The sequence below is a fragment of the Mesorhizobium sp. WSM4829 genome (genome assembly GCF_055811475.1).
Genome location: NZ_JBVVQJ010000010.1, coordinates 74198 through 99825 on the forward strand (window position 1 = coordinate 74198; position 25628 = coordinate 99825).

The following is a 25628-nucleotide window of genomic DNA, read 5'->3' on the forward strand; positions in this document are numbered from 1 at the left end:
ACGTCTCGTCCATGGTCAATTGGAAGGAGGGTCGATTGGAAGGATGGTCGATTGGACGGATGGCCAATTGGAGCGAAAGCGTTAGCTGATGGTCTTTGACGCCACCGCCGGGTTCCCGGAATCGCGCCGCCGGTCGCTGGTCGACCGGATCACGCGCCATGCCGAGCCATATCTTTACACCGCCCCGGCGCTGATTCTGATCGTCACCATCATGCTGGCGCCGCTGGTATTAGGCCTGTCCTACGCCTTCCGCGACGTGCACTTGCTCAACCCCTTCTCCGGCGGGTATGTCGGGCTCGATCATTTTCGCACCCTTTATGACGACGACAACTTCTATCGGGCGCTGCGCAACACGCTGTGGTGGACCGGCGCATCCGTCTTGCTGCAATTCGTGTTCGGCCTGATCCTGGCGCTGTTGCTCGACCGGCCGTTCGGCGGCCGCGCCATAGCGCAGGCGCTGGTGTTCCTGCCCTGGGCGGTACCGACTTTCCTCACCGGGCTCAACTGGGCGTGGCTGTTCAACCCCGTCATCGGACCGCTGCCGCATTGGCTTTATGCGCTCGGCCTCATGAATGAGCCGGCCAACATCCTTTCCAATCCGCAGCTTGCCATGTGGGGACCGATCATAGCCAACGTCTGGTGGGGCATTCCCTTCTTCGCCATCACGCTGCTGGCCGCGCTCCAAGCCATCCCGCGCGACCTCTACGAGGCGGCGGCGATCGACGGCGCCGGGGCATTCAGGCGGTTCACGTCGATCACCTTGCCATTCCTTGCGCCGACCATTGCCATCACCGTGCTGTTGCGCACCGTCTGGATCTCGAACTTCGCCGACCTGATCATCGTCATGACCAGCGGCGGGCCTGCCGACCGCACGCAGATCGTCGCGAGCTACATCTTCACGCAAGCCTTCAGGGCCCTGGATTTCGGCTATGCCTCGGCCATCGCGCTGGTGCTGCTCGTCCTGTTGCTCGCCTATTCGATGCTGATCGTCATGCTGCGGCAAGTCCTGATGGATCGGGCCTGATTGGGATGACCAGATGAACAGCTATTCGACGTTCGGCACCGCGCTGCACCGCCTGGCGATCCTCTGCTACGTCCTCTTTGCACTGTTCCCGCTGTTCTGGCTGTTGAAAGTATCGGTCACGCCGAACGACCTGCTCTATTCCGAGGGCGTGCGCATGTGGCCGTCACGGATGAGCTTTGAACATTTCCGCTTCGTGCTGGCCCACAGCGCATTCCCGGTCTTCTTCAGGAACAGCATGATCGTTGCCGGCGCGACGGCCGTGATCGTGACGCTGCTTGCGTCTCTCTCCGGCTATGCGCTGTCGCGCTTCACCTTCCGCGGCAAATACTGGCTGGTCGCGCTGATGCTGCTCACCCAGATGTTTCCATTGGTGATGCTGGTCGCGCCGATCTTCAAGATGCTCTCGCCGCTCGGGCTGACCAACAGCCTGACCGGGCTGGTGGTCGTCTACACCGCCTTCAACATCCCCTTCGCGACGTTCCTGATGCAGTCGTTTTTCGACGGCATTCCCAAGGAGTTGGAGGAGGCGGCCAAGATCGATGGCGCCACGCAGTTCATGGCGTTTCGCCAGATCGTCCTGCCGCTGACGCTGCCCGGCATTGCGGCGACGCTTGGTTTTGTATTCACCGCCGCATGGAGCGAACTGCTGTTCGCGCTGATGCTGATTTCGGGCAACAGCGCCGCCACGTTTCCGGTCGGTCTGCTCACCTTCGTGTCGAAGTTTTCGGTCGATTTCGGGCAGATGATGGCAGCCGGCGTGCTGGCGCTGGTCCCGGCCTGCCTCTTCTTCCTGTTCATCCAGCGCTATCTGGTCCAGGGCCTGACGGCCGGCGCGGTCAAGGGCTGAGTGAGGTTCAATGGCATCGATCGACATCCGCAACGTCCGCAAGAATTTCGGCGTCGTCTCCGTGCTGCATGGCGTCGACCTGTCGATAGAGAACGGCGAGTTCGTGGTGCTGGTGGGACCGTCGGGCTGCGGCAAGAGCACGCTGCTGCGCATGATCGCCGGGCTCGAGGAGGTGACCGAAGGTGAGATTCGGATCGACGGCATGCGCGTCAATGAGCGGGCGCCCAAGGACCGCGACATCGCCATGGTGTTCCAGTCCTACGCGCTCTATCCGCACATGAATGTCGCTGAGAACATGAGCTACGGCCTGCGCATCCGCAAGGCTGCCCGCGAGAAGATCACGTCCGCCGTCAGCAATGCAGCCAGGAAGCTTGAGCTGCAGCCGCTGCTTGCGCGGCGGCCGAAGGCACTGTCTGGCGGTCAGCGTCAGCGCGTGGCGATGGGCCGCGCGATCGTGCGACAGCCCAAGGCATTCCTGTTCGACGAGCCGCTGTCCAATCTCGATGCGCGCTTGCGTGAGCAGATGCGGGCAGAGATCAAGAAGCTGCACCGCGATCTCGGCGCGACCTCGATCTATGTCACTCACGACCAGATCGAGGCGATGACACTGGCCGACCGGATCGTCGCCATGCATGAGGGCGTGGTGCAGCAAGTCGGTAGCCCGCTGGAGCTTTACGACCGCCCTGCCAACCTGTTCGTGGCCGGCTTCATCGGATCGCCGGCAATGAATTTTCTGTCGGCGCGCTATGAGACCGGCGCAGGCACGGCCGGCGCACGATTGCTTGACGGAACGCTGATTGGGCTTTCGTCAGCCTATCAACTCGAGGAGGGCGCGGCGGTGACACTCGGCATCCGGCCGGAGCATGTCGAGATGTCGCCGGCATCGGAGAGCAGCCTGAGGGCGACGGTCGACTTGATCGAGCCGACCGGCTTCGGCATCATCCTGCATCTCGGCCTGCATGGCCTGCCATTCAACGTCTTCACGCTGGACAGGGCGGCGCTGACGGCTGGCCCGAAGGTGACGGTGGCTTTCCCGCCGCAACATCTGCATTTGTTCGACGAGACTGGAATGCGCGCATTGGAAACGAGCCTCCAGCAGGGGAAAGGCTGATCGTCCTTATCGGCGCTCAGATCATTCGGATTCTGTTCCCACCTTTGGGTCCGATGCTATTGTCTATCTTGGCACCGCCGAATTCGATACGACATTTGATCTCGGCCTCGACATGGCTCCTGGGACGAGATGGAACGCGCCCGCGCGGCGCTAATGCTAATATCCGGCATGGTAGTCGAGCGCATGCGCTTTCTGTTTCTTCTGATCCTGCTCGCCGGCATCGGCATCGGCGTCGTCTATCCCTGGGCGATGACCAATTTCTCCGGCCATGAGATCGGCACCTGGCGGGTCTACGAACAGGGCCGGTTCAAGCCGGCGACGGTGCCGCTGGCCGCTCGCGACGCGCCGGTGCGGGTGCTGGTCGACCTCACCGCGAGAACCGAACGCATCGTCTCGCAACAGCGCACCGTGCTGACGCTGACCGCCGCCACCGGCGGCAGGACGGTGCTCGCCTCAACGCTGCAATTCAACCATTCGGAAAATCCGCGCCAGGTCAGCCCGCAACTGCCGGACAAGATCTTTCGCGACGAAGCCGGCCTGATCGCGAAGGTCAGCCCCGGCCCGTACCTCTTCACCATCGGCCTGGGCGACGCCGAAGGCATCGAGATGCGGGCGGTGGACCTCGTGCTGCGTTCCGGCGTCGGCGAGATCGATCGTCGGGCGCGGCCGGTCGGCTTCTCGCTGATAGCGGCCGGCCTGATCGGGCTGCTGTTGGCGTTGCGTTTCGGCGGCCGCCGGCCGCAAAATCCGAATTCGCAGCCGCCACCGCCACGCTGGGGCAGGGGCTCGAACTAGATCGTGAATTACCGCCACGCCTATCACGCCGGAAACTTTGCCGATGTCGTCAAGCATGTCGTGCTGAGCCGGCTCGTCGAATATCTGAAGCAGAAGGACAAGGCCTTTCGCGTCATCGACACCCATGCCGGCATCGGCCGCTACGACCTGTCGTCGACTGAAGCGCAAAAGACCGGTGAATGGCAAGGCGGTATCGGCCGACTGGTCGATGCCGCGCTTGACGCACCGGCGGCAGCACTGCTGGCGCCTTATCTGGAAGCCATCCGTTCGCTCAATCCTGAAGGCGGCGTGAAAAAATATCCGGGCTCGCCGCTGATCGCGCGTCATCTCATGCGCAAGCAGGATCGGCTGTCGGCGGTCGAATTGCATCGCCAGGACGCCGCGAAGCTGAGGGCGCTATTCGCTGGCGATTTCCAGACCCGGGTGATCGAGCTCGACGGCTGGCTGGCACTCGGCGCGCATCTGCCGCCGAAGGAAAAGCGCGGCCTTGTACTCATCGATCCGCCCTTCGAGGAGGAGGGCGAATTCGACCGCCTCGTCGATGGGCTGCGCAAAGCCCACAAGCGCTGGCCCGGCGGCGTCTATGCGTTATGGTATCCGGTCAAGGACCGCAAGGCGGTCGCCGCATTCCGCAAGGCGCTGGCGCAGTCAGGTGTCCCGAAGCTGCTCGACATCGGCTTCGAGATCAGGCCGCCGTCGGCCGAGCCCAGCCTTGACGGCAGCGGCATGGTGGTGGTCAACCCGCCGTTCACGCTGGAAGGCGAATTGCGCAGGCTGCTGCCGGCTTTGCACAATTTGCTGGTCATTGAAAAACCGGCGCATTGGACACTGGAATGGCTGGTGGCGTAGGGCGGCAGAGCTATCCGCGCGCCTGTCCTGGTTGAAGGCGATTTCGAACTAGGAAACCATTGTCGCTACAACCGCTTGACCGCGCGCAAGCGAATCCGCACAGTGCGCGCAGTCGACCATAAGAGGCTGCCATGACTCGCTTCGCCCAATCCGCCCTTGCCGCACTGATCGCGCTTTGCACGCCGCTCGGCACGTCTCTCGCTGTCACCCAGGCAGCAAAGGCGGCCGACCTTGCCGTCTACACCGAAGAAGACAGCGGCGTTTGCGGTGAGGCCTGGGTGCTGAACAAGATCACCAGCCGCTTCTCCTACCAGGTGCACCACGTGCCGAATCTGCCCGACGTCGAGATTGTCGATTTCCAGGGCATCCACCAGAATCGCTATCTGCCAGCCAACGAAACCTGGCCGATCGGCCGCCGCTATTGCGGCGCCACCGTCAGCCTGTCCGACGGCCACGCCCGCACCATCTGGTATCTGATCGAGGAAGGGCAGGGCTTTGCCTCGATCGGCGATAATGTCGAATTCTGCGTCGCGGGCTTCGACCGCTGGATGGTCTACAACGGCCGCTGCCGCGTCCTGCGCTGAACGCGTTTGCCGGGCTGCTCCGCCTCATCGAGGATGGCGCGAAGGAAAGCGGCGTGACCGCGAAAGGCGCGCCGTCCGATTGACGTCGCCCTGACCCGCGTCTGCGGTCGACGTCCGACAAACAGCTTTTCGACATCGACATAGCCCGCCGTGGCAAGCGTATCGATATGCGAGCCGAGATTGCCGTCGGTCGCATTGACGATGAGCTTCAATCGGGTGAATTCCAGCGCTTCGCGCCGTTCCAGAGAATTCAGCGCCGCCATGATCCTGAGCCGCACGCTCTGGTGGATGATTTCGTCGGCAGCCATTATCGGGCCTGCTGTGGTGTCCGGCGTTCAGTCTCACTGATCTGGGACAGCGCCGCCCGATATTGCGCGAATGACATGCGCTCTTCCAGATGATTCAGAATACTCTGCCAAATAGAGTAATCTGTCAACCGCGGACAAATCATGGCAGCGGAATTGTCGCGCTTTGCTTTTGCAGCTTGTGTAGATCGCCTGCTAGAACAAGAAGATGAGATCGATGAAGCAGCCGCCATGGTGGTGTCGGTCGACGATCAACGAACAAAAAAGGCTTGCTAAGCTTCAGCGCCTTGAAGTGGGATTGGTTCCGGCAATGCGCGCAGAATGTCTGTCGCAAACGGTCGGCAAAGCTCGAAGAGCAGCGCCGGCATTTTGCGAAATCAGCACGAGCGTAGTGTCGCCTGTAACCGAAACTTAAACTTCGGAAATCATGCTGATGCTTCGCTGGCTAGACAAGCGCGAGTCAGATATGCATTACGCGCCGGGTCATTAACGGCCGTCGGCACAACTAAGGGGCATGATATGGCTAAACAGTCATCCAAAGCGCCGGCATCCAAGTCACCGGCAAAGCAGGCACCGGCAAAGAAAGCACCAGTAAAGGCAGTGGCGGCAAAGGCCGCAGCCGCTGTGAAGAAAGCAGCACCTGCTGCCAAACCGAAGGCCGCCGCGGCCAAGGCAAAAGCAGCGCCCGCCAAGAAGCCGGCTGCGAAGGCTGCGGCAAAACCGGCAGTGAAGAAAGCAGCACCGGCCAAGGCTGCGCCCGCCAAGGCAAAAGCAGCGCCGGCCAAGAAGCCGGCTGCAAAGGCCGCGGCCAAGCCCGCAGCGAAGAAAGCTGCGCCTGCCAAGACTGCACCCGCAAAGAAGGCTGCGCCGGCAAAGAAAGCGGCGGCAGCGAAGTCTTCGGTAGCGGTGAAGAAAGCAGCGCCTGCGGCCAAACCAAAGGCGAAGGCCGCGACCGCGAAGGCCAAGAAGTAATCGCGCTTCTTCGCTCGCGGAGGACAGTGCTGAGGACGGTTGAGGGCGGGTGCCGGATAGGCGCCTCGCTCGCAGGGTCAGTGCTCGGGCAGCAACAGAGGCGGAGGGAAGACAGCTTTTCGCAGCTCCCAGGACTTCGCCTTATGGCGAAGTCCGGTGGGGCATTTCTCTGTGCCCGGAGAGAAATTCTTGGTGCAAGACCGAGTTGGCTCGGTTTCGAACCCGTCTGACCTGTTCAGATGCTCTCAGGCTGGCACTGTACCGCTCATCTGCCTGCGATCGTGGAAGAGGACGGTCGTTCGCCGTGGCGCCCGGTTTTTCCGCCTGTGGGCTGTTGATCATGTCGGGATGTCCGGCCAACAGTGTCGCGGAAATGGATCATACGCAAATTCAAAGTGCTACAGCGGCCTTTGCGCATCCATGCTCTGTACTCGGCAAACAGGAACCCGATCATGCCCAGACTGCTCTACGCGTCCACGTCACCCTATAGTTCCAAAGTGCGCATGGCCGCGCTTTATGCCGGCATCGCCGTCGAGCTCGTGCCGATAAAAACCGAAGACAAACCGGCTGAGCTGATCGACGCCAATCCACTCGGCAAGATCCCGGTGCTGGTGCTCGACGACGGCCGCTCGATCCACGATAGCCGCGCCATTACCCAGCACCTCAACCGCATGTCGAAGAACGCGCTGTTTCCGCGCAATCCCGACAAGCGCCTCGAGGCGGAAGTGCTTGAAGCGCTGGCCGACGGCATCTGCGACTGCGCGCTGTCGATGGTCTATGAGCGGCGCACGCGCCCCGAGGATATGGTCTATCAGCCGTGGCTCGACCGCCAGTGGGCGAAGATCACCAGCGCGCTCGATCTGCTCAACGCCAATCCGCCAAAACTGCCAAAGAAGATCACCGCCGGCCAGCTGGCGCTGCGCGCCTGCCTTGGCTATCTCTCACTGCGCTTTGCCGGAAAATGGGAAAAGGGCCGCAATCGGCTGATCCGCTGGGCGGCGCGATTTGACGAGAAGTTTCCGGAGCTGAAACCCTGCGTCCCGGCGTGAGCGGCAGCCAGAGAAGGGGTCATAAAAAAGCCGGGCACGAGGCCCGGCTTTTTCGTGTCGTGGCTTGGACGATTTTAGAACTTCATACCGACGCCGAAGGTGACGCGGTTGTCGGTCGACTTGACCTTGCCGATACCGTCAAAGTCCTTGTCGCCGAAGTCGGTGTAGCGATACTCGACACGGCCGAACACATTGTCGGTGATCTTGATGTCGGTACCGACGCCGGCCGTCCAGCCGAGCATGGTGTTTTCGTCGCTGGCGCCGAGCGCTTCGATCTCCTGGTTCTTGAGCGCGCCACCGGCGGTGCCGTAGAGCAGGATTTCCGGGGTGACGGCGTAGCCAAGGCGGGCGCGCAGCGAGCCTTCGAAGCCGCCCTTGGCCTCGACGCCGCCATCGTCGCCCTCGATGCCGCTATAGCCGATATCGGCTTCAGCACCGTAGACGAAGTTCTCCGCCTGCCACTGATAGCCGCCGAAGACGCCGCCGACAAAACCATCGGTGTCGACGTCAGTGCCGATATCCTCGGCATCGGCGTGACCGCTGAAGCCGTAGCCGACGCTCACACCGGCATAGGGACCGGCCCAGGAAGCGACCGGAAGTTCGGCGATCGGGGCGGGGGCCGGCGGCTCTTCCGCGATGACGTCAGCAGCATAGGCGGTTCCGCCGAGGGCGAAGAGCCCGAACGCCACCGCCAGCGGTCGCGCAAATTTAAGATTGGCTTGCATTGTTCTTTACTCCTTAAGCCACAGGCACAGGCTTGCTTTTCACAAGCGCCCTCAACCCGCCGGGGGGAAAAACGGGTCTGGCGCTCAACGGTTCCGAATGTCGTGTCAAAATACGGCTGAAGCGAACCTGAACTTGGGTCATTACCTGGCACGAATATGGCTGAACTTTGACGTTGCATCTGCGCAACAGATGGTGTCAGGAGGCTTAGCCGTGCCGCGCTGAACGACGCTTGGAGCAAGGGGTCCGTAGTCCTATATTGCGGCTGGCAGGCCGAGTCCCGGCCACAGTCGAAAGACCGATCCGGCCGCTTTGCCACAATGCTGCCCAAGGTCCGAACGGCATTTAACGCTTCGCCGGCCATATTTTGCCGGCTGGCTCAAAATCGAGCCCCATTGAGGATTGACAGGATGAGCAAGGCCGCTGGAACGGCGCTGGTGACGGGCGGGGGCCAGCGGATCGGCAAGGCGATCGTCGAGGATCTCGCCGCGAACGGTTTTGCCGTCGTCATCCATTGCAACCGCTCGCGGGCCGAGGCGGAAGCATTGGCCGCGCGGATCAACGGCGGTCATTTTGGCCAGGGTGGCCGCGCTGCTGTGGTCGCCGCCGACCTGACCGACATTGCCGCGGTCGAGGACCTCGTTGGCCGCGCCGAAGCCGCGCTCGGGCCTGTTACACTGCTGGTCAACAATGCGTCGCTGTTCGTGGATGATACGGTTCAGGACGTCGACTGGCTTGCCTGGGACCGTCACTTTGCCATCCACGTGAAGGCGCCGGCATTTTTGGCGCAACAATTCGCCCGCGCGCTGCCGGAAGGCGAGGAAGGGCTGATCGTCAATATGATCGACCAGCGCGTCTGGCGCCCGACGCCCCGCTATTTCTCCTATGCGCTGTCGAAATCGACATTGTGGACGCAGACGCAGATGATGGCGCAGGCGCTGGCACCCCGCATTCGCGTCAATGCCATCGGTCCCGGCCCGACGCTGAAGAGCGCGCGTCAGCAAGACAGCGACTTTGCCGCGCAGGTCGACGGCCTGATCCTGAAGCGCGGCCCGGAATTGCCTGAATTCGGCGCCACCATCCGCTATCTCTGGAGCGCAAGCTCGGTCACCGGCCAGATGGTCGCGCTCGACGGCGGCCAGCACCTTGCATGGCAGACGCCGGATGTGACAGGCATTGTCGAATGAGTCCCATGGACCAGAAACACAAACGTGTCGGCGCTGCCGAAGACCTGCCCCCCGACGTCGACCTCGAGGACGAGGTGGCGGAGGAGATCGTCGAACCGTCAACGCCCGGTTCCGGTGGCCCTGATGTCGCCTTCACGACCATCGATTGGACGCCGCATGCCGGCGATGCCGACGGCATGGTCGGCGCCGAGGTTATCCAGACGCTGGTCAAACGGCTGCCCAACGCGCCCGGCGTCTACCGCATGATGAATGCCGCAGGTGACGTGCTCTATGTCGGCAAGGCGCGCAGCCTGAAGAAGCGGGTGACCAATTACGCACAAGGCCGCTTCCACACCAGCCGCATCGGCCGCATGGTGCGCGAGACGGCGACGATGGAGTTCGTCGTCACCCGCACCGAGATCGAAGCGCTGCTGCTGGAAGCAAATCTTATCAAGCGCTTGCGGCCGCGTTTCAATGTGCTGATGCGGGACGACAAGTCGTTTCCCTACATCCTTTTGACCGGCGATCATGTCTCGCCCGGCATCTACAAGCATCGCGGCGCGCGCTCGCGCAAGGGCGACTATTTCGGCCCCTTCGCCTCGGCCGGCGCCGTCGGCCGCACCATCAACTCGCTGCAGCGCGCCTTCCTGCTCAGGAGTTGCACCAACTCCTTCTACGAGAACCGCACCCGGCCGTGCCTGCTGTTCCAGATCAAGCGATGCGCCGGCCCGTGCACCGGCGAAATCTCGCATAGTGACTATGCCAGGCTGGTCGCCGAGGCGAAGGACTTCCTGTCCGGCCGCAGCCAGAAGGTGAAGACCGACATCTCCGCCGCCATGCAGCAGGCCGCGGAGAATCTCGATTTCGAGCGCGCCGCAATCTATCGCGACCGGCTGGCGGCATTGTCGCATGTGCAGAGCCATCAGGGCATCAACCCGCAGACCGTCGACGAGGCCGATGTCTTCGCCATCCATCAGGAAGGCGGCCAGGTCTGCATCCAGGTCTTCTTCTTCCGCACCGGCCAGAACTGGGGCAACCGCGCCTATTTCCCCAAGGCCGATCCGGCGATGGAGGCGGCCGAGGTGCTGGGCTCGTTCCTGGCGCAATTCTATGACGACAAGCCGACGCCGCGCGCCATCCTGTTGTCGCATGGCGTCGAGGACCAGGAATTGCTGGCTGAGGCGCTCTCCACCCGCGCGGGTCGCAAGGTGGCGATCTCGGTGCCGCAGCGCGGCGAGAAGAAGGATTTGACCGACAACGCCCTGCAGAATGCCCGTGAGGCGCTCGGCCGCCGGCTGGCCGAGACCTCGACGCAAGGGCGGTTGCTCACCGGTTTCGCCGAGACTTTCGGCCTGGAGAAACCGCCGGTGCGCATCGAGGTCTACGACAACTCCCACATCATGGGCACCAACGCCGTCGGCGCCATGGTGGTCGCCGGGCCGGAAGGCTTCGTGAAGAACCAGTACCGGAAATTCAACATCCGCTCGACCGAGATCACGCCGGGAGACGATTTCGGCATGATGCGCGAGGTGATGGAGCGGCGTTTCTCCCGCCTCCTGAAGGAACATGGCGATGTGCCGCGGAGCGAACAGGCGGCGGACGACATGCTGGCCGAACAGGGCGACGATATCGAGGATGCAGGCGGCTTCCCGGCCTGGCCAGACGTCATCCTCATCGATGGCGGCCAGGGCCAGATGACGGCGGTACGACAAATCCTCGCCGACCTCGGCATCGAGGACCGCGTCCAGGCCATCGGCATCGCCAAGGGCCAGGACCGTGACGCCGGCCGCGAACGCTTCTTCGTCAGGGGCAAGCCACCGTTTTCGCTCCCCGTACGCGACCCCGTGCTCTATTTCGTTCAGCGGCTGCGCGACGAGGTCCACCGTTTCGCCATCGGCTCCCACCGCGCCCGCCGCAAGAAGGAGATGGTCAAGAGCCCGCTTGACGAGATCAGCGGCATCGGTCCCGGTCGCAAGCGCGCGCTGCTCATGCATTTCGGCACCGCCAAGGCGGTCAGCCGCGCCGCGATCGAGGATCTGGTCAAGGTCGATGGCATTTCCGAGCAGGTCGCCAAGCTGGTCTACAACCATTTTCACGAGAGCTGATGATTCGGCTATTTTCGGCTGGTCCATCGACTATCATCTGTTGACCCCCCACATTCGCTTCTGATTTGAGTAGGCAGGTAGAAAGAGTTCCAAAGAAATGGCCCAGCGCGCATTCAACCTGCCCAACATGCTCACTTACGTCCGCATCCTAGCGGTGCCGCTGGTTGTGCTGTGTTTTTTTCTCGAAGGCCATCTGAAGTCGAGCGACTTCGCCCGCTGGTCGGCGTTGGTCATTTTCCTGCTCGCCTCGATCACCGATTATTTCGACGGCTATCTGGCGCGCGCCTGGCAGCAGACCTCGAATATCGGCAAGATGCTCGATCCGATCGCCGACAAGTTGCTGGTCGCCACATGCCTGCTGCTGCTGGCGGCCGATACCGATAGGCATGCCGGCATCGCCGGCTGGTCGCTGTGGGCAGCGATCATCATCTTGTGCCGCGAAATCCTGGTCTCGGGCCTGCGCGAATATCTGGCGGCGCTGAAGGTCTCGGTACCGGTGACGCAACTGGCGAAGTGGAAGACCACCATCCAGATGATCGCCATCGCCTTCCTGCTCGCCGGACCTGCCGGCGACAAGATCTTCCCGCTGACCACGCAGGTCGGGCTGGTGCTGTTGTGGATCGCCGCGCTGGTGACGCTTTACACCGGCTACGACTATTTCCGCGCCGGCCTCAAGCACATCATGGACGAGTAGCATGTCGACGAGGCTCATCTATTTCGCCTGGGTGCGCGAGCGGATCGGCAAGCCGCAAGAGGACGTCGAATTGCCCGCCGGCATCGAGACGGTGGCCGACCTGCTGCGCTGGCTGAAATCGCGCGGCGAGGAGTACGAGCACGCGCTGCAATATCCTGACGTGATCCGCGTCGCCATCAACCAGGAACATGTCGAGCACCGCGAGAAGATATCAGGCGCGCGCGAGATCGCGCTGTTCCCGCCGATGACGGGTGGCTGAAATGCCCGGCGCGGTGGTGCCGACGGTGCGCATCCAGGCGGAGGATTTCGATGTCGCTGCCGAGATCGCCAAGATGACGCAAGGCCGCGCCGACATCGGCGCCGTGGTTACTTTCTCGGGTCTCTGCCGCGACGAGGCAGGCAGGCTCGCGGCACTCGAGCTCGAACATTATCCCGGCATGGCCGAGGCCGAGATCGGCCGCATCGCCACCGAGGCGGTTCACCGCTGGCCGCTGCAGGGGCTCACCGCCATCCATCGCCACGGCAGGATCGCGCCCGGTGAGAACATCGTGCTGGTGGTCGCTGCCTCCGCGCATCGGCAGGCGGCGTTCGAGGCGGCGAACTTCCTGATGGATTATCTCAAATCGCGCGCGCCGTTCTGGAAGAAGGAACATCACACCGACGGCTCGGAAGGCGGCTGGGTCGATGCCAAGGAGGCCGACGACGAGGCCGCCAACCGCTGGAAGCAGGCCGTGCCGAAACGAAATTGATGCTTCGCGTCACCGCTGGAGGGCGAGGTTCACATCAACCCTGATCACCCCTCGGCCTCCCATCAGCCCCCGGGCCTTCCATCAGCCCTTGTCAGTGCCGATCCAGTGATCGAGCGCAATCCGGCCGGGTCCCCACGCCATGATGCCGAGCGCCATCGCCGCCCAGGTGATGTGCAGCGGCCAGCCGTCCGGCACGGTGAGTTGTATGACCAGCGTCATCACGAGCAGGCCGAATGCCGCCAGTCGTGTCGCCAGGCCGAGAACGAGAAGAATTGGCAGCAGGATTTCCGCCGACCCTGAGGCGAAGGCCACCAGCCCAGGTGCAGGAAAATCGTAAGGGCCGCCGGGCAGATGCAGCTTGAGCTCCGAGCTGAAAAGCAGCACGGCGACATCGTTCAACTGAAGAAAACCGTCCCATTTGTTGATGCCGGACCGCCAGAACGGGACAGCGAGGGCGCAGCGCAGGACGAGTTGCGTCAGCGAAGGTGTGGCACTCGTGCGCAGCGCGGCATTCACCCTCTCGACGAGGGTGGCAGCCCCTCGCGGCTCGGTGCTGGCGTTCCGCCCAAGGTTCGTCATGCTCATCCTCCCTGGTCTGCCGCTGTGAAGGCGCCTGCTTGCAGCAGGCCGGCAATGTTGGCGGCAAGGTCGAATTCGGCAGTTTCCGCAAATGCTGCCACGGCCGCCGCGCCGAGCGGCTCGCCCGCCATCAGACGATCCAGAAAAGCTGCGCCGCCGGGCGGCAGGTGGCGAACAAAGACTTCGAGCCCGGGCCGCGTGACCAGCGCATCTTCAGGGCCGTCCGCCTCGATCCGCCCGACAGGGCGGTCGCGCCGGTTCGCCGCAAAGATCGTCACGACCGGATAGCGCGAGCGCATCGCACGCGTTGCCGGGTGTGGCACGAACACGGTATCGGCCAGCCGTTCAGGCGGGATCGAGCCCAGTGCTACGCAAGCCAGCGGTTCCGCGTCGGCGGCATGATAGGCGTCGAGCCAGGTCCGCTCCAGGCGCGCCACGTCAGCCAGCCATGGCATCGGCCGCGCATAGTCGTAGCGTTCGATGAAGTCGGGAAAGTCGTGGCCGTATTCGAACAGAAGCGGCGAAGTGGGTGGCGTTTCGCGGACATGGAAGCGCGCCATCGCCCGAAAGAAGTCCGGGCCGGTGATGCGCAGCGTCGCTGGAAAGCTGGCGGCCAGCGCATCGATCAGGCTGACCGTGACGTTGTTGCGGTAGACGGCGTATCGTTTGACCGCTGCCTTGCCGTTCGGCCCCGAGACAGCGTCAGGCGGGACACGGTCAGGATCGAGCAAACCGGCGGTGAATGCCGCGGCATAGTCGAACCGGTGGCCAAGATCGCCCGACTGGAGTTCATCCTGCGGCATGGGCTTTTCCGAACACTTGGTGGCTGTCGCCGTGATGGTCGAGAATCGCTTGGGCGGCGGCGGCCTCCGCCTTGAGCACCGACCAGTCGGGAATGGCGCTGTCCCACTCGATCAGCGTCGGCAGCGGTCCGCATTGGCCGATGACGATATCGAAGAGCTTCCAGACCGCGTCGGCGACCGGACCGTCATGGCTGTCGATGAGCAGCAGGTCGCCCTCGTCATCCTCCTGCTCGGCGTGCCCGGCCAGATGGATTTCGCCGACATGCGCGAGCGGGAAATCCGCGAGGTAGGAAAGTGCTGAATAGCCGTGATTGGTGGCCGAAACGAAGACATTGTTGACGTCGAGCAGCAGGCCGCAACCGGTGCGCTGCACCAGCGCGCCGATGAAATCCGTCTCGCTCATCGTCGATTCCGCGAAAAGGACGTAGGTCGAGGGGTTTTCGAGCAGGATCGGGCGGCCGATCGTCTCTTGCATTTCATCGATGTGATCCGCCACGCGCGAAACCGTTGCCGGCGTATAGGGCAGGGGAAGCAGGTCGTTGTAATAGGTGGTGTCGTGGGTCGACCAGGCGAGATGCTCGGAAACGAGCGCCGGCTGATAGCGGTCGACGAGCGCCTTGAAACGGCCGAGATGCACTTTGTCGAGCGGCCGCGGTCCGCCGATCGACATGCACACCCCGTGCAGCGAAACGGGATAGTCGCGGCGAATCCTGGCCAGCGCATCGTGCGGCGGACCGCCAGCCCCCATGTAGTTTTCGGCGTGGACCTCGAAGAAGCAGTCCTTTGGGCCGTCGCCAAGGATCGCGTGCAGATGCTCGTGCTTGAAACTGGTGCCGGCAAGGCCGGCGATCGGGTGCGCCGGAAAGCGCGAGGTTTTCGATATGCGGGATGCCGGGGCCAGTCCGTTCATCTTCATCTCCGCTTTCCGGGCAGCTTGCATGGCTTAGGAAGGGATGTCGCGGGTCAGCGCCGTGGGCGAGCCCTTGCGGTCGCCGGGCAGGTCCATCGTCGTACAGGTGCCGCCGTCGACGAACTTCCAGGCGTTGCCCTGGTAATCGACAGTCGAGGTGCCTTGGCAGGTGGTGCCAGGTCCTGCCGCGCAGTCGTTCTGCCCCTTCAGGGCGACGCCAAAGCACTTCTCCTTGCCGGCATCCATCGCCGCCTTCGCCTCTGCCTCGGACAGCGGCGCGGCCGTCGCAAAAGAAGCAAGAGCCGTGGCAACGGCGCCGGCCAGGAAGGCCGCGCTCACGGTTGATCTTGTTGACATGATTTCACCTCCGATTGGGTTGTTGCGCGCGCCATTCCTCAAGCGCGCATTGGTCAGTTCGGTCCGGAGGTTCCCTGCGTTACATCTTTTGGAACACGACTTCGTGATCGCCAGGGGACCACGCCAAGGAGGCCGACCACAGGGCAACGAGCCGCCGGAAGGCACCGCCCTGTGAACAGCCCGTGTGGGGCGCCACGGAACCACCGCAATCCTGCGAGACCTTCCGACCAGTTTGGCGCATTATGGGGAGCAGGATCATGCTGGGCAGGATCGCCGAGTTCTTCATCTTCGGTGTCGTGCCGCTGGTCGTTGGTATACTGGTGGTGCCTGAGTTGTCCGTCGCCGCCGAGAAGACCCTGAAGGGCGAGGTGATGTATCGCGAGCGCATCGCTCTGCCGCCCAACGCCGTGCTTTCCGTGCGGCTTGCCGATGTCTCGCTGGCCGAAGCGACGGCCGCCGTCATCGGCGAGCGCAAGGTGGCGCCGGCCGGCCAGGTGCCGATCAAGTTCGAGATCAGCTTTGATCCCCAAGTGATCCGGCCCCATATGACCTATGCGCTGCGGGCGCGCATCACCGTCGACGACAGGCTGTTGTTCATCTCCGATATGCGCCACCAGGTCGATCCACTGAGCGACGCGCCGCAGACCATCATGCTGAAGATGGTGACGTCGAGCGAGCAGCCGGCGTCGGCCCCGGTGGTCGGGCAGATCTGGCTGATCGAGTATATCGACGGCATCGGTGTGATCGCCGAACCGCAGGCGACGTTCAGGATCGACGAGGCCGGCAAGGCCGGCGGCAACGGGCCTTGCAACGTCTACTTCGCCACCGCCAAAGTCGATGGTTCGACGATTGCCATCAGTGACATCGGTTCGACCTTCAAGGCCTGCGCGCCCGAGACTATGGCCGAGGAAAAGGCGCTGTTCGAGGCGCTGGCCAAGGCGGCATCGTATCACGTCGACGCCGGCAAGCTCATCATCGTCGACAAAGGCGACCGCGTCATCCTGCGCTTCAACGCCGCGAGCTGATAACCGGTTTCGGTTTTGAGCATCATGCGCAGTTGGCGGGTGTCGGCGCCCGGCGTCCGGTGCCGGATCGCCGCAACGAAAAAGGCCGGCATTGCGCCGGCCTTTTGCATATGACGTGGTGACTTATCGCTCAGCCGACGATCTCGGTGTCCGAGAACCAGTATTTGATCTCCTGCGCGGCGGTCTCCGGCGCGTCGGAGCCGTGCACGGAATTCTCGCCGATCGACAGCGCGTGCAGCTTGCGGATGGTGCCTTCGGCGGCGTTGGCCGGGTTGGTGGCGCCCATCACGTCGCGGTTTTTGGCAATGGCGTTCTCACCTTCCAGCACCTGCACGACCGTTGGGCCCGACGACATCGACTCGACCAGTTCGACGAAGAACGGACGATCCTTGTGCACGGCATAAAAACCTTCCGCCTCGCGGCGGCTCATCCACACCCGGCGCGAGGCGACGACGCGCAGGCCGGCTTCTTCGAGCATCTGGGTGATGGCGCCGGTGAGATTGCGCCGGGTTGCGTCCGGCTTGATCATGGAAAAGGTGCGTTCGAGCGCCATGGGGTCGTCCTTGTGATGGAGGGTGGAATTCACGGTGGCGGGCTCTATACAAGCCGCCCGCCGGCTTGCCAAGGGGCTGGCGCTAATGCATCTCGCGCCAAAGTGCGCAGCGGTTTTGCGATAACGACATCCATAAAAACAAGAACTTAAGCGCGTCGCCGACGCGCATTAACCGCCGCAAGCGTGTCGCCGTCAGTCAAAACCAATGTTGTCATAACTGCATCTCGATCGTCAGCTTGGCCGTGTCGCCAGCCCGAAGGCCCTCGCGGACCCGCACCGCCGTCTTGATCGGCAACAGCAGGCTGCCGGATTTCTTGTCGGGAAACAGCGATGTTCGCCATCTCGTCTGGCCGATGACGGCTTCCACGCCAAGCGAGCCCCACGGCCGTGCCATCCCCGCCATTGCCGTCTTGATCCGTGCCCCAAGCTCCGGCGGCAGCGTCACGAAATGCCAGCCGCCCTTGCATGGATAGACCCAGATCTCGGCCTGCACGTCGTAGCGAAACATTTTTGCCCTTCCTCAGATCAAGGCCGTCACGGCTGGCTTTGCCATGGTGCCTTGTTGGCAACGCCGGCGATCGGCGAAATCATCCTAATATCCATTCTTCCCTGCAAATGAGGATGGCAGCGTTGCCGTTGCACTACCGCCTTATCACCATCGAAACGCGCCGGACTTCCCAGCCTTCCCGCTCCAGTTCCGGCACGCTGTGGTTCTCGCAGGGGTAGCCGACGCAGAAGTAGCCGATCAGCGTCCACTCCGGCGGCGCGTCCAGGATCATCGCCATTTCGGCCGGGTCGAGGATCGAGACCCAGCCCATGCCTATTCCTTCGGCGCGCGCCGCCAGCCAAAAAGTATGGATCGCCATCACCGCCGAATATTCGATGGTGGCGGGCATGGTCAGGCGGCCGAGCCCATGTCCCTGTTGCGTCCCGCGGTCGGCAAAGACAGCGAATTGACAAGGCGCCTCGTTCAGGCCGGCAAGCTTCAGGCGCGCATAGAGCGCGGCGCGTTCGCCGCCGAACGATGCGAGCGCCTCCGCATTGCAGCGCTCGAAGCATGCCCTGACGGCGCCGCGGCACGCCGCACTCTCGACCACGACGAAACGCCAAGGCTGGCTCAGCCCGACCGAGGGCGCAAGGCTGGCGAGGTCAAGCAGCCGCTCCAGCGCGCCTTCGGGGAGCGGTGTCGGCCTGAATCGCCTGACATCCCGCCGCCACAGGAAGAGGTTAACCAGATCGGCGCGAAAATCGTCCGGGAATTCCGGGTCTGAGGTCATGGTGTCTCTTTGCTAGGGGAGTAGGGGAGTAGGGGAGTAAGGCAGTAAGCAGTAGGGCAGTAGGTATGCGCGCCGACGCTAACCTCGTTACTCCCTACTAACCTACTCCCTTACTCCCCTACTCCCCTACTCCCCTATGAAGCCGCCGCCACCTTGCGGCCGAGCCCATCATGCAGGTCGAGGCAGCGCTCGAACCACTGCGCCACCACATCGCTGTCGTCGAGCAACCGGTAGGGTGAGGCGATGCGCGCCCATTGCAGCGCGCCGAAGACGATGTAGTCGGCAAACAGCGGTGATTGGCCGCCGATGAACGGCTGATAGGCCAGCATCGAGCGCAATGGCTCCAGCGAGGCACGGAAGGCAGCAAGGCCGGCGTCCCGCGCCGCCACCACCTCTTCCAGTCTCTTGCCAAAGCGCTGCTCGCGGTTTTGGCGAAAATAGGCGGCGTTGGCCTCGTCCTGCATGGCGTGCAGGTCCATGATCGCCGCAGTGGTGACATAGGGGTGGATGGTCAGTTGCGACCAGCGTTCGACGAAGCGCGCCATCGCCTTGCCGCCGTCGCCGCAAAACAATGTCGGTCGCTCTGGATAGGCCTCGTCGAGATAGAGCGCGATGGCGAATGAATCGGCGATCACGTTCTCCCCGTCGCGGATCACCGGAACGAGTTTTGAAACGCCGCCTTCAACGGTGGGCACTTCGAGAAAGCGTGTCGGCACGGTTGAGATATCGAGCCTCTTGTGGGCAAGCGCCATCGTCGCCTTCCAGCAATGCGGGCTGAACGGACGGGCGCCATCGCGTCCGACGAGGTCATAGAGCAGAATGGTCATTGGCGGCAGCTTCCCTGCGGTCTACTAGAGCGACGTTCGGGCCTTGCGGTAAGCACCCGGAACGGGGTCTCGCGGGCCGGAGAAAACGATGAAACAGCACTTCATGATGTTTGCTGCCTACAATCAATGGGCCAATAGCCGCATCTACGATGCCGCCGCCGATCTCGACGAGGAAGATTTTCACCGCAACGTCGGGGTCTTCTTCGGCTCGATGATGGGCACGCTCAACCATGTCCTGACTGCCGATCGCATCTGGATGAGGCGCTTTACCGGCGAGGGCGACGCGCCGGCCAGACTCGACACGATCCTGCACCGCGCCCTGCCGGGCCTGCGGCTGGCGCGCCAGGCCGAAGACAAAAGGATCGTCGACTGGGTTGGGGCGTTAAGCGACAAGGGTTTGTCCGGCCGCTTCTCCTACATGACCGTCTCCGACATGCGTACCGTCTCACAGCGATTGGCGCCGGCGCTTGATCATTTCTTCAATCACCAGACCCATCATCGCGGCCAGGCGCACGCGATCCTGACCATTCTCGGCCGGCCTTCGGTGCCGCTCGACCTGACGCTGTTCCAGCGCAGCGAAGAGGGCCGCGCCTACGCCTGATTTCGGATTATCCGGATCGAATTGACAGGAAAACCCGTCGAAGACGAACAGCATCTTCGGCGGGCCACAGTCGCAAAAGAGGCCTGGCCAGTCAGGCGGCGTATCCGCCCTGGTCGCGGGAGATCGGCTTGACCGAGACTGCCGGCTGCGCAGAGGGCCAGAGAATGCCTGCCGAAACTGCGAAGGTGATCAGGGCGTCGCACGCCGCTTCGGGCGAGATCTCGCCGGCGCGTGCCGCCTCGCAGGCCTTCACCGCCGCGCCATAGCTCAGGCGTCGCCGCGATGGTGGAAACTCGGTCAGGAACTCATGCATGTCGAACAGCGAAGCGATCATGCGCTTATGGCCGGCGCCGACGGTTACGGCGACCGGGGTGAAAAATGTCTTATCGTGCATTCTGGCCTCTCGAATTGGGCGGAGGTGACGGGCGGACGCCGCTCTCCGACCGGGGGTAGGACGCCCAGAAACGCGGATTGCGGCATCAGGTTCCATGTTGCCGAAATTTGATTTTTCGCCACCAGGCTCCGTGGCATGAGCGTCGTGCCGAAGAGCGGCCTATTTCCACATGTCGCGCATGCGGGCGCCAAGGTCGACGCGCACTTGCGGCTGGCGGCGCGGATCATCCCTGGCCTGGACGCTCGCCCACGATGTCTGCTCGAAGGCGCCGAGGATCGAGGCCGGGATGAAGCGGGTGCGCGAGGCGTAAACATGGCGATCGCCGCGCGCCGCCTGGCCGTGGACGAAAAAGCGCTGCGGCATGACCAGGTGCAGGCCGTCCTTGGCCCGCGTCATCGCCACGTAGAGCAGGCGGCGCTCCTCGTCGATATCCTCCTTCGAGCCGACGGCGAGATCGATCGGGATGCAGCCGTCGACGGTGTTGAGCACGAAGACGTTCTTCCATTCCTGGCCCTTGGCCGAATGGATGGTCGACAGGATCAGATAGTCCTCGTCGCGATGCGGCGGCCCGGCCTCGTCGCTGGTTGCATCCGGCGGATCGAGGGTCAGCTCGGTGAGGAAACGCTCGCGCGAGGCATAACCCGAGGCGATCTGTTCGAGCTGCAGAATATCGGCTCGGCGCGTCGTCGCGTCCTCGTGGATGCGGTCGAGATGCGGCTCATACCAGAGCCTGACCTGTTCGAGGTCAACAGGCCATTTTCCCGACCCGGCGCGAAGCTGCGAGAACAGCGCGACGAAGCCCGGCCAGTCGTCGGCGGCGCGTTGCGGCGGCCGGTAGCGCGCCAGCCCCATCGCTTCGTCGAGCGACGTCGCCATGGTGTCGACGATCTGCGAAGCCGCCGAAGGGCCGATGCCGGGCAAAAGCTGCAGCACGCGAAAACCTGCGACGCGGTCGCGCGGGTTCTCGGCGAAGCGCAGCACCGCCAGCACGTCCTTGACATGGGCGGCGTCGAGGAACTTCAGCCCGCCGAACTTGACGAACGGGATGTTGCGGCGCGTCAGCTCGATCTCCAGCGGCCCGCTGTGGTGCGAAGCGCGAAACAGCACGGCCTGCGCCTTCAGCGCCGTGCCGGCCTCGCGCTCGGTCAGGATCGCCTGACAGACGTAACTCGCCTGCTCGGCCTCGTCGCGGACGCTGACCAGCTTCGGCTTTTCGGTCGATTTGCGCTCCGACCAGAGGTTTTTGGTAAAGCGCTCCGAGGCCTCGCCGATCACCGCATTGGCGGCGGCCAGGATGGTCTCGGTCGAGCGGTAGTTGCGCTCCAGCATGACGATCTCGGCCGGCCGGGCGAACTGTTTTGGAAAGTCGAGGATGTTGCGCACTTCGGCGGCGCGAAACGAATAGATCGACTGCGCATCGTCGCCGACCACCGTCAGCCCGGATCCGTCCGGCTTGAGCGCCGCGAGGATCGAGGCCTGCAGCCGGTTGGTGTCCTGGTATTCGTCGACCAGCACATGGTCGAAACGCCCACCCAGATGCGCCGATATCTCCGGCTCGCCGGCCATCTGCGCCCAGTAGAGCAGCAGGTCGTCGTAATCGAGCACGTTCTGCGCCTGCTTGGCCTCGACATATCGGGCGAACAGCGCCTTGAGCTGTTCTGCCCACCCCGCGCACCAGGGGAACACCGAACCCAATACTTCGCCGAGCGGCGCCTGCGCGTTGACGGCACGCGAATAGATCGCCAGGCAGGTGCCCTTGGTCGGAAAACGGCCTTCGGTTTTCGAGAAGCCGAGTTCGTGTCGGGCGAGGTTCATCAGGTCGGCCGAATCCTCGCGGTCGTGGATGGTGAAGGCCGGATCGAGGCCGATCTCCAGCGCATAGTCGCGCAGCAGCCTGGCGCCGATGCCGTGAAACGTGCCGGCCCAGGTGAGTGCATCGGTGATGACGGATGCATCGCGGCCGAGCACCTCGCCGGCGATGCGCTCGACGCGCTTGGCCAATTCCGATGCGGCGCGACGCGAAAACGTCATCAAAAGGATGCGCCGCGGGTCGGCGCCCCTGACGATCAGATGCGCGACGCGATGCGCCAGCGTGCTGGTCTTGCCGGAGCCGGCCCCGGCGATCACCAGCAGCGGCCCGGCGACCTTGCCGTCGCCATGCTCGACGGCAACGCACTGCTCGGCATTCAGCTTTGCGAGATAGGCAGGCCGGAAGGTCGAATCACGGGCAGCGAGGTTCATTGCCCATCAAGCATCGTTTCTGCTTTGTTCGCAACGCTTTCGTACGTGCGTCCGATCCTGCTGGCGCCCGACCGACGAACCGAAACTAGCGCTGCGGCTCGACGCCCATCGCCGCAGACTGCCGCGGCAGCGACTTGTCGTCATCGGGAGGCGGCAGCAACAGCGGATCGAAGTCGTCGGGCACCTCGTCGACGATTTCCCTGACGATGCGGTAGGCCACATAGACGGCGGCCCCGGCTATGAGCAGACGGATCATGATTTTCTCCATTGGTGTGGACCAACCGAGGAGCCGGCGTTTTGTTCCCCTCTCTCGTTTTGTTCCCGGGGTTCCGAAACGGCCCAAGTTCTGCCCGAGCGTGCAACCAAATCGGCACCGTCTCGTTTGCCCGGTGACAGGAGGTAGCGATGAACAAGCCCTCTACTTTGCTGGCCCCGACCTGGCTCGTCTTGGCCGCAGCGCTGGCTGTCGCGGCCTGCGACAACAACATTCCACCGACAAAGGCTCCCGGCGTCGATCAAAACCCGCAGGTCGGCCCTGCGCCCAACGAGACGCCAGGCGATGATCAACCCGCCGCGCCGCCGGCGCAGTGAAAGCTGTAGGAAAGATGGCCGGCGTCGCTTGGGAGGGGAGCGATGACGCCGGCCAGGCGGGTATCAGGTCCGCCGCACACCTAGACATAGCTGAGTCTTGCCCTCGCGTCATGACGCGATAGCCGAAGACGACCGCCTTGCACCGGCAATTACCTGACAAATGCGCAGTTTTCGGCTGCGAGAAGCCGATGCTCGCCAGGCGCCACGCCATCGCAGCCGGTTCCCGGCCCAGCCCGGAGTCGTTTGATCGGCGAGGCCGGCGATCGGATCAAACGTCTTCTTTCTCCCGTCTTCTTTCTCCGCCCGCGGCACCGGGCAACCCGCCGCTGGCGGCCATTTTCATGCGTTATGCGGCCAACCGGCGCTCGAGGTCTTGCGAAGCGCTGACGTCCCGTGCAAAAGCGCGGCCATGCTGATCATCAACGACCTTTCGCTCCGCATGGCCGGACGCCTGCTTCTTGACCATGCCTCTCTGACCTTGCCGGCCGGCAGCAAGGCAGGGCTTGTCGGCCGCAACGGCACCGGCAAGACCACTTTGTTCAAGGCGATCACCGGCGACCTCGCCTCCGAGACCGGCTCGATCGGCCTGCCGAAGAACACGCGCATCGGCCAGGTGGCGCAGGAGGCTCCCGGCACCGAGGAGCCGCTGATCGAGATCGTGCTCAAGGCCGACCTCGAACGCTCCGCATTGCTCGATGAGGAAACGACGGCGACCGATCCGCACCGCATCGCCGACATCCACATGCGGCTGGCCGATATCGACGCCCATTCGGCCGAGTCTCGTGCCGCCACCATCCTCGCCGGCCTCGGCTTCGACGACGCCGCCCAGCGGCGGCCGGCCTCGTCGTTCTCCGGCGGCTGGCGCATGCGCGTCGCACTCGCCGCGGTGCTGTTTGCCGAGCCCGATCTGCTGCTGCTCGACGAGCCGACCAACTATCTCGACCTCGAAGGCACGCTGTGGCTGGAAAACTACGTGTCGAAATATCCGCACACGGTGCTGCTGATCTCGCATGACCGCGACCTGCTCAACCGCGCCGTCAACTCGATCGTCCATCTCGACCAGAAGAAGCTGACCTTTTGGCGCGGCGGCTACGACCAGTTCGAGCGCCAATTCACCGAGCAGCGCGAATTGCAGGAGAAGGGAAGGGTCAAGCAGGAAGCCGCGCGCAAGCACATGGAGTCCTTCGTCGAGCGCTTCCGCGCCAAGGCTTCCAAGGCGAGACAGGCGCAGTCGCGCATCAAGGCGCTGGAGAAGATGAAGCCGATCGCCGCGATTGTGAACGACAACGTGCGGCCGTTCTCCTTTCCCGAGCCGGTGAAGACGGTGGCCTCGCCCATCATTGCGCTCAACAACGTCAATGTCGGCTATGTCGAGGGTGAGCCGATCCTGAAGAAGATGACGCTGCGCATCGATGCCGACGACCGTATCGCACTGCTCGGCGCCAACGGCAACGGCAAGTCGACCTTCGCCAAATTGCTGTCCGGCCGCCTGCAGCAGGAGACCGGCACCATGACGGTGGCGCCCGGCCTGAAGGTGGCGATCTTTGCCCAGCATCAACTCGACGATCTCCGACCGAGTGAAAACGCCTATGAGCATGTCCGCCGGCTGATGCCGGAAGCACCGGAATCGAAGGTGCGCGGCCGTGTCGCCCAGTTCGGACTGACCACCGAAAAGATGAACACCGCCGCCAAGGACCTGTCGGGCGGCGAGAAGGCGCGGCTGTTGATGGGCCTGTCGGCGTTCGAGGGGCCAAACCTGTTCATTCTCGACGAACCGACCAACCATCTCGATATCGACAGCCGTGAATCGTTGATCCATGCGCTGAACGAGTTTCCCGGCGCCGTCATCCTGATCTCGCACGACCGCCATCTGCTCGAGGCAACGGCCGACCGGCTGTGGCTGGTCAAGGACGGGACGGTCAATCCTTTTGACGGGGACCTCAATGACTACAAGACGCTGGTCACCGGCGTGGCCGGCGACCGCCGCGGCAAGCGCGAGGCCGAAAAGGCCTCGAAGGCCGACCGCCGCCGTGACGCGGCAGCGCGCCGCGCCGCCTTCGAGCCGCTGGCCAAGGAGATCCGCGCCACCGAAGCGCTGATGGACCGCATTCGCAAGCGCATCGACTTGATCGAGGACGAACTCGCCAATCCGGCGGTCTACGAAAAGGACCCGTCGACGGCGACACGGCTGGCCAAGGAGCGCTCGCAACTGGCCCAGACACTGGCCGGCCATGAGGAAAAATGGCTGTCGATGTCGGCAGAGTACGAGGAAGGTACGGCGGAGTAGCGCGTGATCTCCCCCCTTGAGGGGGAGATGCCCGGCAGGGCAGAGGGGGTCGTCTCGCGTAGTTCGCCAGCGTCTTCGTCGCGAAAGATGTCGGCGCTCCACGCGCCGCGGGCGCCAAACAAAGCAACCGCGCCCAAAAACCCCCAAACCCGGGCATATCGCCAGTCACCACACACAGTGAAAAACACCGAAACGCCCCCCCCGGAAGAA

General features: G+C 63.5%; 31 protein-coding genes. 17 read left to right on the forward strand and 14 right to left on the reverse strand.

All coding sequences use genetic code 11. From position 1 onward, the window contains the following. The first annotated feature begins 88 nt into the window (after nt 1-88). The 6 genes from AC0L17_RS12330 to AC0L17_RS12355 all read left to right on the forward strand — a co-directional run bounded on the left by AC0L17_RS12330 (nt 89) and on the right by AC0L17_RS12355 (nt 5210). Nucleotides 89-1024, forward strand: coding sequence for a carbohydrate ABC transporter permease (locus tag AC0L17_RS12330; protein ID WP_473516022.1), 936 nt, complete (start codon nt 89-91; stop codon nt 1022-1024). A 13-nt stretch (nt 1025-1037) separates the two neighbouring features. Further along, nucleotides 1038-1871 (forward strand): carbohydrate ABC transporter permease, encoded by an 834-nt coding sequence (locus AC0L17_RS12335; RefSeq protein WP_023800682.1) that lies wholly within the window; start codon nt 1038-1040, stop codon nt 1869-1871. Between the two features lie 10 nt (nt 1872-1881). Next, complete coding sequence (locus tag AC0L17_RS12340) at nt 1882-2982, forward strand: ABC transporter ATP-binding protein (RefSeq protein ID WP_473516023.1); 1101 nt, start codon at nt 1882-1884, stop codon at nt 2980-2982. Between the two features lie 183 nt (nt 2983-3165). Further along, a complete protein-coding gene (locus AC0L17_RS12345; protein WP_473516024.1) occupies nt 3166-3777 on the forward strand; it encodes a hypothetical protein in 612 nt (203 codons plus the stop codon). A 3-nt stretch (nt 3778-3780) separates the two neighbouring features. Next, the gene (locus tag AC0L17_RS12350; RefSeq protein WP_473516025.1) at nt 3781-4626 is read left to right on the forward strand and encodes a 23S rRNA (adenine(2030)-N(6))-methyltransferase RlmJ; all 846 of its coding nucleotides are present in this window, start codon (nt 3781-3783) and stop codon (nt 4624-4626) included. A gap of 131 nt (nt 4627-4757) precedes the next feature. Further along, nucleotides 4758-5210 (forward strand): hypothetical protein, encoded by a 453-nt coding sequence (locus tag AC0L17_RS12355; protein ID WP_287241093.1) that lies wholly within the window; start codon nt 4758-4760, stop codon nt 5208-5210. Here AC0L17_RS12355 and AC0L17_RS12360 read toward each other — a convergent pair. Continuing rightward, entirely contained in the window at nt 5180-5518 is a 339-nt protein-coding gene (locus AC0L17_RS12360; RefSeq protein WP_128247627.1) for a transcriptional regulator, read from the reverse strand. The genes AC0L17_RS12355 and AC0L17_RS12360 overlap by 31 nt on opposite strands. A gap of 141 nt (nt 5519-5659) precedes the next feature. Here AC0L17_RS12360 and AC0L17_RS12365 point away from each other — a divergent pair, with 141 nt between their 5' ends. Continuing rightward, a complete protein-coding gene (locus AC0L17_RS12365; RefSeq protein ID WP_473516026.1) occupies nt 5660-5791 on the forward strand; it encodes a hypothetical protein in 132 nt (43 codons plus the stop codon). Nucleotides 5792-5940: 149 nt separating this feature from the next. Here the strand turns inward: AC0L17_RS12365 and AC0L17_RS12370 are convergent, their stop codons facing one another. After that, nucleotides 5941-6480 carry a hypothetical protein gene (locus AC0L17_RS12370; RefSeq protein WP_473516027.1) on the reverse strand — a complete coding sequence of 180 codons (540 nt, stop codon included), beginning with the start codon at nt 6478-6480 and terminating at the stop codon, nt 5941-5943. A gap of 459 nt (nt 6481-6939) precedes the next feature. On the opposite strand from AC0L17_RS12370, the gene AC0L17_RS12375 reads away from it, so the two are divergent. After that, complete coding sequence (locus tag AC0L17_RS12375) at nt 6940-7536, forward strand: glutathione S-transferase (RefSeq protein WP_473516028.1); 597 nt, start codon at nt 6940-6942, stop codon at nt 7534-7536. Nucleotides 7537-7610: 74 nt separating this feature from the next. On the opposite strand, the gene AC0L17_RS12380 is transcribed toward AC0L17_RS12375, so the two are convergent. Further along, a complete protein-coding gene (locus AC0L17_RS12380; RefSeq protein WP_091590581.1) occupies nt 7611-8261 on the reverse strand; it encodes an outer membrane protein in 651 nt (216 codons plus the stop codon). 408 nt (nt 8262-8669) lie between these two features. On the opposite strand from AC0L17_RS12380, the gene AC0L17_RS12385 reads away from it, so the two are divergent. From AC0L17_RS12385 to AC0L17_RS12405, 5 genes are all read left to right on the forward strand, one after another. Continuing rightward, nucleotides 8670-9446 (forward strand): SDR family oxidoreductase, encoded by a 777-nt coding sequence (locus AC0L17_RS12385; protein WP_287241100.1) that lies wholly within the window; start codon nt 8670-8672, stop codon nt 9444-9446. Then, complete coding sequence (uvrC, locus tag AC0L17_RS12390; protein ID WP_473516029.1) at nt 9443-11530, forward strand: excinuclease ABC subunit UvrC; 2088 nt, start codon at nt 9443-9445, stop codon at nt 11528-11530. The genes AC0L17_RS12385 and uvrC overlap by 4 nt, the downstream gene beginning before the upstream one ends. Before the next feature lie 97 nt (nt 11531-11627). Further along, a complete protein-coding gene (gene pgsA / locus AC0L17_RS12395) occupies nt 11628-12224 on the forward strand; it encodes a CDP-diacylglycerol--glycerol-3-phosphate 3-phosphatidyltransferase (RefSeq protein WP_027152639.1) in 597 nt (198 codons plus the stop codon). Nucleotide 12225: 1 nt separating this feature from the next. Next, complete coding sequence (gene moaD, locus AC0L17_RS12400) at nt 12226-12483, forward strand: molybdopterin converting factor subunit 1 (RefSeq protein WP_023800670.1); 258 nt, start codon at nt 12226-12228, stop codon at nt 12481-12483. 1 nt (nt 12484) lies between these two features. Continuing rightward, nucleotides 12485-12973 (forward strand): molybdenum cofactor biosynthesis protein MoaE, encoded by a 489-nt coding sequence (locus AC0L17_RS12405; protein ID WP_473516099.1) that lies wholly within the window; start codon nt 12485-12487, stop codon nt 12971-12973. Nucleotides 12974-13054: 81 nt separating this feature from the next. Here AC0L17_RS12405 and AC0L17_RS12410 read toward each other — a convergent pair whose 3' ends face one another. The 4 genes from AC0L17_RS12410 to AC0L17_RS12425 are packed head-to-tail and all read right to left on the reverse strand — an operon-like array spanning nt 13055 to nt 15622. Beyond that, nucleotides 13055-13552 carry a DoxX family protein gene (locus AC0L17_RS12410; protein ID WP_473516030.1) on the reverse strand — a complete coding sequence of 166 codons (498 nt, stop codon included), beginning with the start codon at nt 13550-13552 and terminating at the stop codon, nt 13055-13057. A gap of 2 nt (nt 13553-13554) precedes the next feature. Continuing rightward, entirely contained in the window at nt 13555-14355 is an 801-nt protein-coding gene (locus AC0L17_RS12415) for an HvfC/BufC N-terminal domain-containing protein (protein ID WP_473516031.1), read from the reverse strand. Continuing rightward, nucleotides 14342-15271: an MNIO family bufferin maturase gene (bufB, locus tag AC0L17_RS12420; RefSeq protein ID WP_473516032.1), complete on the reverse strand. Its 930-nt coding sequence runs from the start codon at nt 15269-15271 to the stop codon at nt 14342-14344. The genes AC0L17_RS12415 and bufB overlap by 14 nt, the downstream gene beginning before the upstream one ends. 27 nt (nt 15272-15298) lie before the next feature. Further along, nucleotides 15299-15622, reverse strand: a complete 324-nt coding sequence (locus tag AC0L17_RS12425; protein WP_027152634.1) for a BufA1 family periplasmic bufferin-type metallophore — start codon at nt 15620-15622, stop codon at nt 15299-15301. A 257-nt stretch (nt 15623-15879) separates the two neighbouring features. Here AC0L17_RS12425 and AC0L17_RS12430 point away from each other — a divergent pair, with 257 nt between their 5' ends. Beyond that, nucleotides 15880-16647: a YbaY family lipoprotein gene (locus AC0L17_RS12430; protein ID WP_473516033.1), complete on the forward strand. Its 768-nt coding sequence runs from the start codon at nt 15880-15882 to the stop codon at nt 16645-16647. A gap of 130 nt (nt 16648-16777) precedes the next feature. Here AC0L17_RS12430 and ndk read toward each other — a convergent pair whose 3' ends face one another. The 4 genes from ndk to AC0L17_RS12450 form a co-directional block, all read right to left on the reverse strand. After that, a complete protein-coding gene (ndk, locus tag AC0L17_RS12435) occupies nt 16778-17200 on the reverse strand; it encodes a nucleoside-diphosphate kinase (protein WP_473516034.1) in 423 nt (140 codons plus the stop codon). Nucleotides 17201-17411: 211 nt separating this feature from the next. Beyond that, nucleotides 17412-17708, reverse strand: coding sequence for a DUF1905 domain-containing protein (locus AC0L17_RS12440; RefSeq protein WP_473516035.1), 297 nt, complete (start codon nt 17706-17708; stop codon nt 17412-17414). Between the two features lie 133 nt (nt 17709-17841). Next, complete coding sequence (gene bluB, locus AC0L17_RS12445) at nt 17842-18477, reverse strand: 5,6-dimethylbenzimidazole synthase (RefSeq protein WP_473516036.1); 636 nt, start codon at nt 18475-18477, stop codon at nt 17842-17844. 134 nt (nt 18478-18611) lie between these two features. Beyond that, a complete protein-coding gene (locus tag AC0L17_RS12450) occupies nt 18612-19304 on the reverse strand; it encodes a glutathione S-transferase family protein (RefSeq protein ID WP_473516037.1) in 693 nt (230 codons plus the stop codon). 88 nt (nt 19305-19392) lie between these two features. On the opposite strand from AC0L17_RS12450, the gene AC0L17_RS12455 reads away from it, so the two are divergent. Further along, nucleotides 19393-19905: a DinB family protein gene (locus AC0L17_RS12455; RefSeq protein ID WP_473510064.1), complete on the forward strand. Its 513-nt coding sequence runs from the start codon at nt 19393-19395 to the stop codon at nt 19903-19905. Between the two features lie 91 nt (nt 19906-19996). Here the strand turns inward: AC0L17_RS12455 and AC0L17_RS12460 are convergent, their stop codons facing one another. The 3 genes from AC0L17_RS12460 to AC0L17_RS12470 all read right to left on the reverse strand — a co-directional run bounded on the left by AC0L17_RS12460 (nt 19997) and on the right by AC0L17_RS12470 (nt 22796). Then, nucleotides 19997-20299, reverse strand: a complete 303-nt coding sequence (locus AC0L17_RS12460) for a DUF982 domain-containing protein (RefSeq protein ID WP_091590606.1) — start codon at nt 20297-20299, stop codon at nt 19997-19999. A 159-nt stretch (nt 20300-20458) separates the two neighbouring features. Continuing rightward, nucleotides 20459-22540, reverse strand: a complete 2082-nt coding sequence (locus tag AC0L17_RS12465) for an ATP-dependent helicase (RefSeq protein ID WP_473516038.1) — start codon at nt 22538-22540, stop codon at nt 20459-20461. An 85-nt stretch (nt 22541-22625) separates the two neighbouring features. Then, nucleotides 22626-22796 (reverse strand): hypothetical protein, encoded by a 171-nt coding sequence (locus tag AC0L17_RS12470; RefSeq protein WP_077375704.1) that lies wholly within the window; start codon nt 22794-22796, stop codon nt 22626-22628. A 149-nt stretch (nt 22797-22945) separates the two neighbouring features. Here AC0L17_RS12470 and AC0L17_RS12475 point away from each other — a divergent pair, with 149 nt between their 5' ends. Both AC0L17_RS12475 and AC0L17_RS12480 read left to right on the forward strand, forming a co-directional pair. Then, entirely contained in the window at nt 22946-23131 is a 186-nt protein-coding gene (locus AC0L17_RS12475) for a hypothetical protein (protein ID WP_473516039.1), read from the forward strand. A 409-nt stretch (nt 23132-23540) separates the two neighbouring features. Next, nucleotides 23541-25418 (forward strand): ABC-F family ATP-binding cassette domain-containing protein, encoded by a 1878-nt coding sequence (locus AC0L17_RS12480; protein WP_473516040.1) that lies wholly within the window; start codon nt 23541-23543, stop codon nt 25416-25418. Nucleotides 25419-25628: the final 210 nt, after the last annotated feature.

Coding starts and splice junctions, on each gene's coding strand:
- bluB (WP_473516036.1), bottom strand. CDS start 18,477: ATGACCTCAGACCCGGAATTCCCGGACGATTTTCGCGCCGATCTGGTT.
- AC0L17_RS12330 (WP_473516022.1), top strand. CDS start 89: ATGGTCTTTGACGCCACCGCCGGGTTCCCGGAATCGCGCCGCCGGTCG.
- uvrC (WP_473516029.1), top strand. CDS start 9,443: ATGAGTCCCATGGACCAGAAACACAAACGTGTCGGCGCTGCCGAAGAC.
- bufB (WP_473516032.1), bottom strand. CDS start 15,271: ATGAAGATGAACGGACTGGCCCCGGCATCCCGCATATCGAAAACCTCG.
- AC0L17_RS12365 (WP_473516026.1), top strand. CDS start 5,660: ATGGCAGCGGAATTGTCGCGCTTTGCTTTTGCAGCTTGTGTAGATCGC.
- AC0L17_RS12335 (WP_023800682.1), top strand. CDS start 1,038: ATGAACAGCTATTCGACGTTCGGCACCGCGCTGCACCGCCTGGCGATC.
- AC0L17_RS12410 (WP_473516030.1), bottom strand. CDS start 13,552: ATGACGAACCTTGGGCGGAACGCCAGCACCGAGCCGCGAGGGGCTGCC.
- AC0L17_RS12425 (WP_027152634.1), bottom strand. CDS start 15,622: ATGTCAACAAGATCAACCGTGAGCGCGGCCTTCCTGGCCGGCGCCGTT.
- AC0L17_RS12460 (WP_091590606.1), bottom strand. CDS start 20,299: ATGCACGATAAGACATTTTTCACCCCGGTCGCCGTAACCGTCGGCGCC.
- AC0L17_RS12455 (WP_473510064.1), top strand. CDS start 19,393: ATGAAACAGCACTTCATGATGTTTGCTGCCTACAATCAATGGGCCAAT.
- AC0L17_RS12355 (WP_287241093.1), top strand. CDS start 4,758: ATGACTCGCTTCGCCCAATCCGCCCTTGCCGCACTGATCGCGCTTTGC.
- AC0L17_RS12450 (WP_473516037.1), bottom strand. CDS start 19,304: ATGACCATTCTGCTCTATGACCTCGTCGGACGCGATGGCGCCCGTCCG.
- AC0L17_RS12430 (WP_473516033.1), top strand. CDS start 15,880: ATGCTGGGCAGGATCGCCGAGTTCTTCATCTTCGGTGTCGTGCCGCTG.
- AC0L17_RS12345 (WP_473516024.1), top strand. CDS start 3,166: ATGCGCTTTCTGTTTCTTCTGATCCTGCTCGCCGGCATCGGCATCGGC.
- AC0L17_RS12480 (WP_473516040.1), top strand. CDS start 23,541: ATGCTGATCATCAACGACCTTTCGCTCCGCATGGCCGGACGCCTGCTT.
- AC0L17_RS12405 (WP_473516099.1), top strand. CDS start 12,485: ATGCCCGGCGCGGTGGTGCCGACGGTGCGCATCCAGGCGGAGGATTTC.
- AC0L17_RS12470 (WP_077375704.1), bottom strand. CDS start 22,796: ATGATCCGTCTGCTCATAGCCGGGGCCGCCGTCTATGTGGCCTACCGC.
- AC0L17_RS12475 (WP_473516039.1), top strand. CDS start 22,946: ATGAACAAGCCCTCTACTTTGCTGGCCCCGACCTGGCTCGTCTTGGCC.
- AC0L17_RS12465 (WP_473516038.1), bottom strand. CDS start 22,540: ATGAACCTCGCTGCCCGTGATTCGACCTTCCGGCCTGCCTATCTCGCA.
- AC0L17_RS12375 (WP_473516028.1), top strand. CDS start 6,940: ATGCCCAGACTGCTCTACGCGTCCACGTCACCCTATAGTTCCAAAGTG.
- AC0L17_RS12380 (WP_091590581.1), bottom strand. CDS start 8,261: ATGCAAGCCAATCTTAAATTTGCGCGACCGCTGGCGGTGGCGTTCGGG.
- AC0L17_RS12415 (WP_473516031.1), bottom strand. CDS start 14,355: ATGCCGCAGGATGAACTCCAGTCGGGCGATCTTGGCCACCGGTTCGAC.
- AC0L17_RS12360 (WP_128247627.1), bottom strand. CDS start 5,518: ATGGCTGCCGACGAAATCATCCACCAGAGCGTGCGGCTCAGGATCATG.
- ndk (WP_473516034.1), bottom strand. CDS start 17,200: ATGGCGCTCGAACGCACCTTTTCCATGATCAAGCCGGACGCAACCCGG.
- AC0L17_RS12385 (WP_287241100.1), top strand. CDS start 8,670: ATGAGCAAGGCCGCTGGAACGGCGCTGGTGACGGGCGGGGGCCAGCGG.
- AC0L17_RS12440 (WP_473516035.1), bottom strand. CDS start 17,708: ATGTTTCGCTACGACGTGCAGGCCGAGATCTGGGTCTATCCATGCAAG.
- moaD (WP_023800670.1), top strand. CDS start 12,226: ATGTCGACGAGGCTCATCTATTTCGCCTGGGTGCGCGAGCGGATCGGC.
- AC0L17_RS12340 (WP_473516023.1), top strand. CDS start 1,882: ATGGCATCGATCGACATCCGCAACGTCCGCAAGAATTTCGGCGTCGTC.
- pgsA (WP_027152639.1), top strand. CDS start 11,628: ATGGCCCAGCGCGCATTCAACCTGCCCAACATGCTCACTTACGTCCGC.